This window comes from Hypericibacter sp. (assembly GCF_050729195.1).
Classification (GTDB): domain Bacteria; phylum Pseudomonadota; class Alphaproteobacteria; order Dongiales; family Dongiaceae; genus Hypericibacter.
In genome coordinates this window covers 1-11262 of the sequence record NZ_JBOHKS010000173.1, presented here as the reverse complement: position 1 = coordinate 11262, position 11262 = coordinate 1, and the positions used below count along the sequence as shown (strand labels likewise).

The 11262-nt window shown below is 64.9% G+C and carries 13 protein-coding genes; 5 read left to right on the top strand and 8 right to left on the bottom strand.

All coding sequences use genetic code 11. The features are described from left to right. Nucleotides 1-7 precede the first annotated feature (7 nt). On the top strand, nt 8-739 hold the full coding sequence (locus ACREE8_RS13495) for a class I SAM-dependent methyltransferase (RefSeq protein WP_431573525.1): 732 nt from the start codon (nt 8-10) through the stop codon (nt 737-739). On the opposite strand, the gene ACREE8_RS13490 is transcribed toward ACREE8_RS13495, so the two are convergent. The 7 genes from ACREE8_RS13490 to ACREE8_RS13460 form a co-directional block, all read right to left on the bottom strand. Beyond that, entirely contained in the window at nt 736-1413 is a 678-nt protein-coding gene (locus tag ACREE8_RS13490; protein ID WP_431573524.1) for a GNAT family N-acetyltransferase, read from the bottom strand. The genes ACREE8_RS13495 and ACREE8_RS13490 overlap by 4 nt on opposite strands. A gap of 23 nt (nt 1414-1436) precedes the next feature. Next, nucleotides 1437-2570, bottom strand: coding sequence for a DegT/DnrJ/EryC1/StrS family aminotransferase (locus ACREE8_RS13485; RefSeq protein ID WP_431573523.1), 1134 nt, complete (start codon nt 2568-2570; stop codon nt 1437-1439). 221 nt (nt 2571-2791) lie between these two features. After that, entirely contained in the window at nt 2792-3922 is a 1131-nt protein-coding gene (locus ACREE8_RS13480; RefSeq protein WP_431573522.1) for a TAXI family TRAP transporter solute-binding subunit, read from the bottom strand. Nucleotides 3923-4060: 138 nt separating this feature from the next. Then, nucleotides 4061-5275, bottom strand: a complete 1215-nt coding sequence (locus ACREE8_RS13475) for a beta-ketoacyl-[acyl-carrier-protein] synthase family protein (RefSeq protein ID WP_431573521.1) — start codon at nt 5273-5275, stop codon at nt 4061-4063. Nucleotides 5276-5291: 16 nt separating this feature from the next. Continuing rightward, nucleotides 5292-5540: a phosphopantetheine-binding protein gene (locus tag ACREE8_RS13470; RefSeq protein WP_431573520.1), complete on the bottom strand. Its 249-nt coding sequence runs from the start codon at nt 5538-5540 to the stop codon at nt 5292-5294. A gap of 24 nt (nt 5541-5564) precedes the next feature. Then, complete coding sequence (gene lpxD, locus ACREE8_RS13465; RefSeq protein ID WP_431573519.1) at nt 5565-6680, bottom strand: UDP-3-O-(3-hydroxymyristoyl)glucosamine N-acyltransferase; 1116 nt, start codon at nt 6678-6680, stop codon at nt 5565-5567. 23 nt (nt 6681-6703) lie between these two features. Further along, complete coding sequence (locus ACREE8_RS13460; RefSeq protein ID WP_431573518.1) at nt 6704-7021, bottom strand: hypothetical protein; 318 nt, start codon at nt 7019-7021, stop codon at nt 6704-6706. A gap of 18 nt (nt 7022-7039) precedes the next feature. Between ACREE8_RS13460 and ACREE8_RS13455 the strand changes: the two genes are divergently transcribed. The 3 genes from ACREE8_RS13455 to ACREE8_RS13445 all read left to right on the top strand — a co-directional run bounded on the left by ACREE8_RS13455 (nt 7040) and on the right by ACREE8_RS13445 (nt 10319). Continuing rightward, complete coding sequence (locus ACREE8_RS13455; protein ID WP_431573517.1) at nt 7040-7213, top strand: hypothetical protein; 174 nt, start codon at nt 7040-7042, stop codon at nt 7211-7213. A gap of 69 nt (nt 7214-7282) precedes the next feature. Beyond that, nucleotides 7283-8089, top strand: a complete 807-nt coding sequence (locus ACREE8_RS13450; RefSeq protein ID WP_431573516.1) for an SDR family oxidoreductase — start codon at nt 7283-7285, stop codon at nt 8087-8089. A 73-nt stretch (nt 8090-8162) separates the two neighbouring features. Continuing rightward, the gene (locus ACREE8_RS13445) at nt 8163-10319 is read left to right on the top strand and encodes an acetate--CoA ligase family protein (RefSeq protein WP_431573515.1); all 2157 of its coding nucleotides are present in this window, start codon (nt 8163-8165) and stop codon (nt 10317-10319) included. 81 nt (nt 10320-10400) lie between these two features. Here the strand turns inward: ACREE8_RS13445 and ACREE8_RS13440 are convergent, their stop codons facing one another. After that, entirely contained in the window at nt 10401-10670 is a 270-nt protein-coding gene (locus ACREE8_RS13440; RefSeq protein ID WP_431573514.1) for a hypothetical protein, read from the bottom strand. Between the two features lie 234 nt (nt 10671-10904). Between ACREE8_RS13440 and ACREE8_RS13435 the strand changes: the two genes are divergently transcribed. Beyond that, nucleotides 10905-11262 (top strand): SDR family NAD(P)-dependent oxidoreductase (locus tag ACREE8_RS13435; RefSeq protein ID WP_431573513.1); only part of this gene is annotated, 358 nt, incomplete at its 3' end.

Sequence of the window (11262 nt, the reverse complement as noted above, 5' to 3'; positions counted from 1 at the left end):
AGGCGTCATGCAGGAGCTGGATGACCGGACGTTCTTGGCGGAGCGGGTCCAACCCATACCCGGTTGGTTGTTCGACTTCGCGGCGTTGAGAACCATGGAGCTGCTGAGATGGCAGGGTGAGCAGGGCATCACGGGCAGTCTTCTGGAGATCGGTGTTTACTGCGGCCGCTATTTTTCATTGCTCTTAAGGTCGGCGAGGCGGACCGGGGCGACCGTCGTCGGTATAGATACGTTTCAGCTGAATAGCCCCGCCTTGCTCCGGGAGCATATGGAGCGTGCCCTCGGCGGCGCCGATTTCAAGCTCATCGAACAGCCATCGACCAGCCTGAAGGCGAAGAATGTATTAACCGTGTGCGGCAGCCGGCCAAGATTCATCAGTATCGATGGTTCGCATGCCTATGACGATGTCCTTTGGGACCTGCGTCTTTCGGAGTCGATCCTGGCGGCGGGAGGCGTGATTGCCGCGGACGATTTTATTAGCCCCGAATGTCTCGGAGTCAATCAGGCGATCAACGACTTCCTTTCGCGGCGAAAGGATCTGGCGCCTTTCGCGTACTTTGCAAATAAGCTCTTCCTTTGTCGTCGGCGCATGCATCGCAGCTATATCGAACTGATGGAAGCGCTTGTACTGGCAGACCAAACCGATATTCGCGCTCTTAAATTCGCCGAACATAGGAAAGTCGGCCGAATCAATTGCTTCACTCACTTCCACGGTGATGAGCTTCTGGTTGCGGGCTAGTGGGGACGAAGTCCTTTGCCGGCCGGAAAGGCTATCGGATAGTTCAAGACCGTCAGGCCAAAAGGCAGGTTGGACTCCGAATGCGAGGCAACAACCTCGCGGCGAATAATATCACCCTCGCGGATCTCGCGCAGCGGCAGGACGGTTTCCTGGATGAAGCCGTTGCTTTCCTGGTGGCGTATGGCGGCGGGGTTGTTGGACATGACCCGCACAATCAGCCTTTGAGCGCCGAGCTCGTCGATCGCCCAGCGGATCACCTGTTGTGCCACCTGTCTGAAGAGCCCGCGAGGACCGTAAGACGAGCCGCGCAGCGTGTTGTCGATTTCGGCTTCGCCGTCGCCGACGAGCAGCAGACCGTAATGTCCGAGCGGTTCGCCATCCAGGCTTTCGACCAGGAACAGGATGCGTCCCGGGTCGCCGACCGGAAATCGCCCCATCCATCGGCGGGTGCCTTCCGGATCGAACGGCACGATGGTGAGGAAGCGGTCCTTGTTCTCCTCGCGCCAGCGGGCGAGGGTCGCGACCAGGCGGTCGTCGGCGAGATCGGAGGCCAGCAGAGGACGCAAGGTCGCCATGGTGCCGCCGGCCTCATCGTGAATCTGGAAGCGGAGAGGATGGGCGGCGGACTTCGCGTCCGCCAGCTTCCGCTCCGCCGCCGGCCAGAGCCCGCTCACGCGAACGTCCTCTTCGGGGGCGCTTAAGCAACCATGCCGATGCGGAAGCGGATCACGCTCTCGATGACCTTGTCCACATCGGCATCGGTGAGCCGAAGATGCAGCGGCAGCGAAATGATCCGCTCCGACATGCGGTCGGCATTCGGGCAGAGCCCGCGATAGTCCGCAAACATGCGGTAGTCGGTGTTCGACAGATAATGAACGCCGGGAAACACGCCGCATTCGTTGAGATGCACCATCATCTGGTCGCGTTTCGCGACGGCGATCTGATAGAGGTGGCGCGACGAGACGCAGCCCGGGGCGACCGGAATGGTCGAGATCGCCTCCAGTCCGCGGAAGCCCGCGTCGTAGCGCGCGGCAATCTCGCGCCGGCGGTCATTGTCCCGTTCGAGATAGGGGAGCTGCGCCAGTGCGATCGCGGCCATGATAGAATTACCGTGATACTTGAAGCCCACATATTCGACGTCATAGAGCCACTTGTAGGTTCCGCCTTCGCTGGTGCGCGTATAGGTATCTTTGTTGATGCCGAGCCAGGTCTTCTTGCGGGCGATCTCATCCAGATGCCCATCCTCGAAACAGATCATTCCCGAATCCGCCGTCGGCAGGTTCTTCACCGCCTGGAAGGAAAAGACGGTGACGTCGCCCGTGGGCGTCCGGTCATGGAGACGCGTACCAGCCATGTGGGCGGCATCCAGGATCAGCTTGATGTCGTGGGCGGCGCAAAGCGTCTGGATCTCTTCGAAGCGGCCGGTATTGCCGCCGAGGCCCACGAAGATCAGCGCCTTCGTTCGCGGCGTGATGCGCTGGGCGACGGACCGAGGATCCAGGCAGAGATATTCGTCGACATCGGCGAAGACCGGCTTCAGCCCTTCATAGAGGATGACATGATTGGTGGAGACGAAGGTCAGCGGCGTGGTGATGACCTCGTCGCCCTCCTGCCAGCCATATTCTTCCTTGAAGACGTTCAGCGCTAGGTGCAGGCCGGCCGTAGCTGAGTTCAGGAAATGAGCATGCGGCAGCCCGACATGTTCCTTCCACCGGTTCTCTATCTCGACGGTCTTGAATCCCAACCCGGTCCAGCCCCGTTCGAGACATTCGCGAATTTCGGCGAGCACCTCGTCGATGGCGAAGGTCGGGACGAAGAGTTGGATACTCATCAGGCAATGCTCCTGGGGGACGAGGCCGGGCTACGGAAGGGCGGCCATAGAGTGACACAAGTGAGGATGCCCCAACTTGTGTCAATTTGCGATAGTGCGCGACCGGAAGATGTATTGATACCCAGGGAAATTCGGGTCGATCCCCGACGGAAATTCAGGTGGCTTCGGCGCCGGGGCAGGCATTACCCGCTGAAAATGAGGCAGCGACTCCGGGGCGGACGTCAGTTCGACGTCCCGGTCGTTGCCTTGCCCAACTCCGCATAGTAGCGCGCGGCGCCCGGATGAAGCGGGATCGGCAGGCGCAGCAGCGCGGCATCGAGCTTGATTTTCTGACCCACCGGACCGGCCTGGTCGAGCAGCCGGCGGGTCGATTTGTGCCAGAGCGCGCGCGTCAGCTCATAGACCAGCTCCGCATCGAGCTTCTCGTCCACCACCCACAGCGCGCCGATGCCGAGCGTGACGGTGCTGCCAACGCCGTCATAAGCACCGGCCGGGATGAGATCCACGGTGAGATAGGGATTGGCCTCGCGAAGTGCCGAGGCCTGATCGTCGTTGAGCGCCACCAGCTTGATCGGGGTTTCGCTGGCCAGGTCGACCAGGGCCGGGATCGGGTAGCTGCCGACCGTGATGATCGCGTCGATCTCGCGTGCGGCGAATTTTTTGGTCGCGTCGGCCAGGTCGAGATAGGCGGGCTTGATCCGCTTCTCGGTGAGGCCATAGGCGCCCAGGACCAGAAGCGATGTCACCATCGCATCGGAGCCTTTTTCCCCGATCGCTACCCGCCGCCCTTTGAGATCGGCAACGCTGTCGATCGAGACGTCGGCATGAACCACCACATGCACGCCCTCCTGATAGAGGTTCGCGATGGCGCGCAGACCCGGAATGGCGCGTCCACCATCGAAGGGGGGCAGACCCGTGGCCGCCGCCGCGGCGATGTCCGCCTGGCAGAGACCGGAATCGAGGTTGCCGGCGGCGATCTGGGTGAGGTTGTCGATCGATCCGTTGGTGGTCTGCGCGAGCGCGATCAGCCCCGGCACCCCGCAACTGCCGCCCTGATTGCAGTCCCGGGCGCCCGGCGGGTTGGAGACCGCGCTGGCGATCACGCCGCCGATCGGAAAGTAACTGGTCTCGGGCGCCCCGGTACCGATGCGGAAATAGCGAAGGTCCTGCGCCTGAAGGGGACCGGTCAGCGCCATCAGGCAGAGGCTGAGCAGCAGCGCGCGCGCCATCAGGCTCGCGCTGGAACCGTCAGACAGCCTTCGGCAAAGTGACTGGCGCACGGGGTGGGTCGGGAATGCGGAGGTCCCGCGACGCGGCGCGGCAGCCTGCTCGGCGGTGATGGGAGTACGCATTCGCCTCATGGGTGGCGCGCCATTTATTCAGCGCCCAGCATCGGGAATAGTGAGACCAAAACAAGGCGCCTTGAAGGGTCACTTGTGGCAAAGGCGTGGGCCAGGACGCATCTATAGCCGCTGGCGCGTGCTTGTGTCCTAGGAATCGATGCGTTTCAGCGCCAGAACGCAATTCAACCCGCCAAAGGCGAAGGAGTTGGAGAGCGCGGCCTCGACCGCGACCTTGCGCGCCTGGTTGGGCACATAATCGAGATCGCATTCCGGATCGGCCTCGGTGAAGCCCGCCGTCGGCGGAAGCATATCCTCCGTCAGAGCACCCAGAACGGCCACCAGCTCGATGGCACCGGCGGCCCCCAGCGCATGGCCATGGACGGCCTTGGTCGAGGAGACGGCGAGGCGGTCGGCATGGCGGCCGAAGACCTTTCGAATGGCCTTGGTTTCCGCCGGATCATTGGCCGGCGTGGCGGTGCCGTGGGCGTTGATATAGCCGATCTGCTCGGGCGCCAAACCGGCATCGGCCAACGCGCCGGCAATGGCGGCCGCGGCGCCGTCGACCGATGGCGCCACGATATCGCCGGCGTCCGCGGACATGCCGGCGCCAACCAGTTCGGCCAAAGGACGGGCCCCTCGCGCACGTGCTGCCTCCAGCGGCTCGAGCAGGAACATGCCGGCTCCTTCGCCCAGCACCATGCCGCGCCGGTCGCGGCAAAAGGGACGGCAGCCATCCGGCGATACGACCCGAAGCGCCTCCCACCCCTTGATCCCGCCGAAGGTCAGGGGGGCCTCGGCACCGCCGGCGAGCGCAACCGGGACCCGGCCCAGGCGGACCATGTCGAAGGCGACCGTAAGGGCATGATTGGAGGAAGCGCAGGCCGAGGTCACGCCAAAGGCGGGCCCGCGCAGGCCGAACTCCATCGAGACATGGCTGGTGGGGGCGCTGGGCATGGCGCGCGGCACGGTGAGCGGCGGGAGGCGATCGGCCTTCTCTCCGTAGAGCCGCTGAAAGCCTTCGTCCTGGGTGGACTGGCCGCCGATCCCGGTCGCGACAATGACCGCGCACCGTCGAGCCAACTCGCCGTTCAGGGTAATTCCCGACTGCTTGACCGCTTCGCGCGCGGCCACCAGAGCGAATTGCGTGAAACGGTCATAAAGCGGCAGCTTCTTTTCGTGGAAGTGGCGGGCGGGGTTGAAGCCGCGAACCTGAGCGCCGGTCGTGATCCGCATCCGCTCCAGAGGCAGGCCCTCGAGCGTGGCGGTCGCCGAACGGCCCTCGCGCATTCCGGCCCAGGTCGACGCGAAATCCGGTCCCAGCGCCGATACGCAGCCGGCACCGGTAATGACCACGCGGTTCATGACCCGGAGCGCGCGCTCAAGCCGTCTTGGCAGTCATCTGCCGCTCGATCTCCGCCACGAGCCCGGCCACCGAACCGGTCTCCGTGCGGGGATCGTTGGTCGGCAGATAGATTTTGAACTCTTCCTCGATCGCGAACATGATCTGCACGAAATCCAACGACGGAATATCCAGATCCTTCAAGGTCGAGTTCCCCGAAATTCGCGCCCGGTCCAAACCACTTTCGCGGGCGATAATCTCGATTACCTTGTCCTCGATAGCCGACATCACTGCTGCTTTCTCCCCTTCTGGTCACGTATCGGGCCGGTCCTTACTACGTTCCAGCCCCCTGACTCGTTCCCCCAACCCTCTTATTTCTTCCGCTATTCGCTTGAGCCGTGCAAGCCCCAGCAACTGCTCCAAAAACTGCTGACGGGGCATGGCGGGCGTTCCCCCGACCACCAGGCCCGATGCCAGATCCCGGCCGACCCCAGACGAGGCCATCACCACTGTGTCGTCGCCGATGGTCACATGATCGGCGATTCCCGCCTGGCCGCCCAGCACCACCCGATTCCCGATCTGGCAGCTTCCGGCAATGCCGACTTGACCGGCAATCAGGCAATCCTCACCGATCCGGCAATTATGGCCGATCATCACCAGATCGTCGATTTTGGTCCCTCGTCCGATCACCGTATCGCCGACGGTGCCGCGATCGACGGCGCTGTTGGCGCCGATCTCGACATCGTCGCCGATCACCACCCGGCCCAGGGAGGGGATCCGCTCGATGGCCTGGTTCCGGGTCTGGACCCGATCTCCCAGCGTCGAGGTCTCGACGCTGCCCGGCTCCGGCGTGGCATAGGAAAACCCGTCCGCCCCGAGACAGACATTGAAATGCAATATCACCCCTGCGCCCAGGATCACGCCGGGACCCAGGCGCACGCCGGCGTGGAGCCGGCAGCCGGGACCCAGCCGCGATCCCTCGCCAATGGTGACGTTGCCGTCGAGAATGCAGCCGGCGCCGATCTCGGCGCGGGCACCGATCTGGGTAAAGGGTCCTACGAAAGCGTCAGGGGCGATCCGCGCGCTGGCATCGACGATGGCCGAGGGATGGACGCCCGGTTGGAGCCGCGCCTCCGGCAGGAACAGCGGCAGAAGTTTCGCCAGGGCGTAGCGGGGCCGCGACACCCGGATCAGGCCGGCAAACCGTCCCGCGGGCAAGGCCAGGCCCTCGACCGTCAGAACTGCGCGCGGGGCGGGGGATGTCAATTGTCCGAAGGCCTGGGCGGAGAAGACCAGCGGCAAGTCCGCAGCCGAGCGGGCATCCGCGGGTTCGCAGGGGCGATCGACTTCGATGCCGCCGTCGCCCTCCCATCGGCCGCCAATATGGGCGGCCAGCGCATCGAGGCGATGACGCGACGCTGAGCTCATGCCGATGATCGCGCTCCGGCCGCTCAGGGCTGGAGGAACTTCGTCTTGCAGCTCGAAGCGATCGATTTCAGCTTGTTGAGGGAGTCCGGGTTCGCCAGCGTCGCCGCGTTGAGATCGGCCGCGAGCTTTTGATACTCTTCATACGTGAACTGCGACTTCGCGCCATCGTTCGCGCAATTGCAAAAACCGGTGCATTTGGTTTGATCGAAATTCTGCGAGCAGGACTGCATGCAGCTCTTGAAATCGTTGTCGAGCTGCTCTTTCGGAATCTCGGTGGCAAGGACCGGCCCCGCGAGCAGGACAAGGGCAAGGCCGAGGCTGGCAGCGAAGGACCGGAACATGAGCGGAGTCGTCCTTAAATGGTGCGCAATGGCGGCATCCTCTCCCTGGCGGTGGGCGGCGTCAATCGCGGGTGGCTCGTTCTTTCGATGTTCGCGGCCAAGAGCCGCTGCGCATTAATTGTGGCCAATCCGGGGCGCGCGCCCGGTGGCCCCAAGGCCGCTGCCCTCGACGGGTTGTGTCAGACCGGCTAAGAAGCGGTTCCCCGCCCGATGAGCCAGGGCTTCCAGCCGGTTTCTTGTCGGTTTCCAGGCCCGCCCGTCATGTCCGCCACCGCCCCTGATGCCGCCTCCAAGATTTTCCGCCCCGGTCTTCTCGCCGGGCGCACGGCCCTGGTCACCGGTGGCGGCACGGGGATCGGTTTGGCCATCGCACAGGAGCTGGGCCGGTTGGGCGCGCGGGTCGTTATCGCCGCGCGCGACGGCGATCGGCTGGAACGCGCGGCGGCCGATCTTGGCGAGGCCGGGATCGCCGTCCGTGCCGAGCCCTTGAACATCCGCAAGGAGGCCGAGGTCGATCTGCTCCTGGATCGGCTGCAGGCCGACGACTGGTTGCCGGACATTCTGGTGAACAATGCGGGCGGCCAGTTCCACGCCGAGCCGCTGGCGATCAGCGCCAATGGATTTCGCGCGGTGGTGGATTTGAATCTGAATGGGACCTGGCATGTGACCAAGGCGGTCGGCGAACGGCTGGTTGCCGCGCGGCGGCCGGGGCGGATCGTCAATATCGTCCTGTCGCTGTTTCAGGGCTTGCCCGGCTCGGCCCATGCCGGCGCGGCGCGTGCCGGGGTCATCAACCTCACCAAGTCGCTGGCCCTGGCCTGGGCCAAGCATGGCATCACCATCAATGCGGTGGCTCCCGGCACCATCGACACGCCCGCTCTCGCGCAATACGACGCGGCGGAAATGGCCGCCGATATCCAGCGCCTGCCGGTCAAGCGGATGGGCCGGCCGGAAGAGGTGGCGCAGCTCGTCGCCTTCCTGGTGTCGCCGGCGGGCGATTACATGACGGGCACGACGCTGATCCTGGATGGCGGCGAACATCTGATGGGCCCGGTGGCCGCCGCATGAACCCTCCGGACCGGACCTAGCCAGCCCGGCCCGTCTCGGCCAGACTGGTCCCCAGAGTTCTCGAACCCTTCCCATGAACATCGCGATCGACCCGACGCCCATGTCCGCTTCCGTGACCGACGACCGGCAGAAACGCCGCCTGGCTAATCTGCGCCGCCTGCTTTCGCCCCGCCATGTCGCCTTTGTCGGCGGCCAGGGGGTCGCCGTTCCGATCGAGCTCTGCCAGAAGGCCGGCTTCGCCGGCAAGATCTGGCCGGTCAATCCCAAATATCCCGAGATCGCCGGGCTGCCTTGCGTGAAGACGCTGGCCGATCTGCCGGAGCCGCCGGATGCCGTGTTCCTGGCGGTGCCGCGCGAAATGACGGTGGAGATGGTGGGCGAGCTGGCGCGGATGGGTGCGGGTGGGGCGGTTTGCTATGCCGCGGGCTTCGCCGAGGTGGGCGAGGAGGGCAAGGAACTGCAGAAGGCGCTGGTGGCGGCGGCCGGCGATCTCGCGGTGGTCGGCCCCAATTGCTACGGCCTGCTCAACTATGTCGACGGTGTCGCCATGTTCGCCTCGGGGCCCGGCTGGGCCCGCTCCAAGGGCGGCGTGGCGCTGGTGATGCAGAGCGGCAACATCGCGCTCAACCTCACCAACCATCAGCGGTCGGTGCCGCTTTCCTATGTCATCACCTGCGGCAATCAGGCGGTGCTCGACATCGCCGATTACATCGAATGCCTGGCCGACGACCCGCTCGTGTCGGTCATCGGCCTCTATATGGAAGGCATGCCGGACGCCGCGCGGTTCGCGCGGGCGGCCCTGAAGGCGCTCAAGGCCGGCAAGCCGGTGGTGGTGCTGAAGGCCGGCAATTCGGAGCTGGGCAGCAAGCTGGCCATGAGCCACACCAGCTCGCTCGCTGGCAATGACAAGCTCTTCAGCACGCTGTTCGATCGGCTGGGGGTCGTGCGCGTGCGCGAGCTTTCCGAGCTGCTGGAGACGGCGAAGCTGCTGTCGATCTCCGGTGCGCCCGAGGACAACCGCCTGCTCGTTTTCACCTGCTCGGGCGGCGACAGCCTGATGACGGCCGACCGCTCGGCCGAGGTCGGGGTCGAGCTGCCGCAATTCCCTGAGAAAACCGCCGCGTCCTTGCGCGAGCAGCTGCCGCATTTCGCCTCGGTCTCCAATCCCCTGGACTACAACACCTCGCTCTGGGGGCATAAGGACAAGCTCGAGACATGTTTCGAGACGGCGCTCCACGGCGACTATGACGCCGCCATGCTGGTGATCGATTTCCCGGTCGACGACAAGAGCGGCTACGACGCCTGCTTCATCGCAACCGATGCGCTCATCCGTGCGGGCCGGATCCATGGCAAGCCGGCGCTGGTGACGAGCTCGCTCTCGGAGCTGATGCCGACCGAAGCGCGCGATCATGTGGTCAAGTCGGGCGGCACGCCGCTGCAGGGTCTGCAGACCGCGATCGACGCCTTCGCCGGTGCCGCGCGTTTCGGACAGCGCCGTCGCGCCCTGATGAAGCCTGGCGCGATCGAAGCGGCCCTGCTGCCGAACCTGCCGCCGGTGCTGGCGACGACCCGTCTGCTGGGCGAGGCGGAAGGCAAGGCGGCCCTGAAGGCGCAAGGCCTGACGGTGCCGGAGAACCGCGTGGTCAACGCCGCCGAAGCGGGCCCAGCGGCGACGGCGCTCGGTTTTCCGGTGGTGGGCAAGCTGGCCGAGCCGGTGCTGGCGCACAAGACCGAAGCCGGCGCGGTCAAGCTCAACCTCAAGAGCGCCGACGAGGTGAAGGCGGCCGTGGCCTCGATCGGCGAGAATCTGGCGCGCTACAAGCCGGGCGCCCGGCCCGAGCGCTTCCTCATCGAGCGCATGGTTTCGGATGTGGTCGCGGAGCTGATCGTCGGGGTGAAACGCGACCCGCAGTTCGGGCTGATCCTCGTCGTCGGCGCCGGCGGCATCCTGGTCGAGATGGTCGAGGATGCCGCGACCTTATTGCTGCCGACCGCGCGGGAGGATGTCGCGAAGGCGGTTGCCGGGCTGAAGATCGCCAAGCTGCTGAAGGGCTATCGCGGCAAGCCCGCCGGCGATATCGATGCGGCGGTCGATGCGGTGATGGCGATCGCGGCCTATGCCTATGCCCATCGCGACAAGCTGGTCGAGCTCGACGTCAATCCGCTGATGGTGCTGCCAAAGGGCAAGGGCGTCGTCGCGGTCGATGCGCTCGTGGTGATGGGCGTCTGATTCCGATCGCCCCCGTGCTTATGGGGGCGCCGGCAGTCCTGTCAATTTCGGTCGGATCGCCAGGACGGGGAGCTCAGGGCCTCAGGGCAGACCGATGCGCGGCGGGCCGCCATTGGCGGCCTGGCTCGGACCGATCGTGTTCAACAGGCGCGAGGAATCCTCGGCCAGTTTGATGCACTCGGTCAGCATGCCCATGATGCGGACATTGTTGTATCGCACCGGCGCCGCAAGGGGACTCGGATCCTCGAGGATCTTGCTGCAGCGTCGGATGATGTCCTTCTGGATCTCGCTGAGGATGTCCTCGAGGCGCCATCCGGTCGGGTTCTCTGGTGTGACGAGGAAACGTGTCACCGGGGTCAGTCCTTCTGTGCCGAGCCGGGGCATGGAAAGCCCTCGGCTGCTTCAAGCCGACCTTAAGGACCAAGCGTAGCTATTTGGTTACCATAAGCCCGATGCCGTTCCGCCCCAGGATCGGCCGAAATATCCTGAAAAATCCTGGGGTTGTGCGGAAACGCGGGAGGGCGTCAACTGGGTTGGGGGCCGCTTTTGGCGGGCCCTGGACGGAATTGGGAAAAGGGGATCGGGATGGCGAAGGCGCAGGGCGTAGCCGTGGTGACGGGCGGCAATCGGGGGATCGGTCGCGAGATCTGCCTCCAGTTGGCGGAACAGGGCTTTCATGTGGTGCTGACGGCGCGCGATGCCGCCAAGGGCAAGGCAGCCGCCAAGGCGCTGAAGCAGGAGCTGGGCCCGAAGGCCGGAGCGATCGAGTTCTTCAAGCTCGATGTCACGGATGCCAAGCGAATCCGTGCGCTGGCGCGTCATCTCGAAAGCAAGCTCGGCGGTTGCGACGTGCTGGTGAACAATGCCGGCATCTATCTCGAGGGCGGCTATGACGCCGCCGGCTCGCCCATCGACAGCATCCAGACCGAACCGATGTCGAAGG

Excerpts from the sequence above, each read along its gene's own strand:
- ACREE8_RS13455 (WP_431573517.1), top strand. The coding sequence starts at position 7,040 with ATGGTGCGCAATGGCGGCATCCTCTCCCTGGCGGTGGGCGGCGTCAAT.
- lpxD (WP_431573519.1), bottom strand. The coding sequence starts at position 6,680 with ATGAGCTCAGCGTCGCGTCATCGCCTCGATGCGCTGGCCGCCCATATT.
- ACREE8_RS13445 (WP_431573515.1), top strand. The coding sequence starts at position 8,163 with ATGAACATCGCGATCGACCCGACGCCCATGTCCGCTTCCGTGACCGAC.
- ACREE8_RS13450 (WP_431573516.1), top strand. The coding sequence starts at position 7,283 with ATGTCCGCCACCGCCCCTGATGCCGCCTCCAAGATTTTCCGCCCCGGT.
- ACREE8_RS13475 (WP_431573521.1), bottom strand. The coding sequence starts at position 5,275 with ATGAACCGCGTGGTCATTACCGGTGCCGGCTGCGTATCGGCGCTGGGA.
- ACREE8_RS13470 (WP_431573520.1), bottom strand. The coding sequence starts at position 5,540 with ATGTCGGCTATCGAGGACAAGGTAATCGAGATTATCGCCCGCGAAAGT.
- ACREE8_RS13480 (WP_431573522.1), bottom strand. The coding sequence starts at position 3,922 with ATGCGTACTCCCATCACCGCCGAGCAGGCTGCCGCGCCGCGTCGCGGG.
- ACREE8_RS13495 (WP_431573525.1), top strand. The coding sequence starts at position 8 with ATGCAGGAGCTGGATGACCGGACGTTCTTGGCGGAGCGGGTCCAACCC.
- ACREE8_RS13460 (WP_431573518.1), bottom strand. The coding sequence starts at position 7,021 with ATGTTCCGGTCCTTCGCTGCCAGCCTCGGCCTTGCCCTTGTCCTGCTC.
- ACREE8_RS13485 (WP_431573523.1), bottom strand. The coding sequence starts at position 2,570 with ATGAGTATCCAACTCTTCGTCCCGACCTTCGCCATCGACGAGGTGCTC.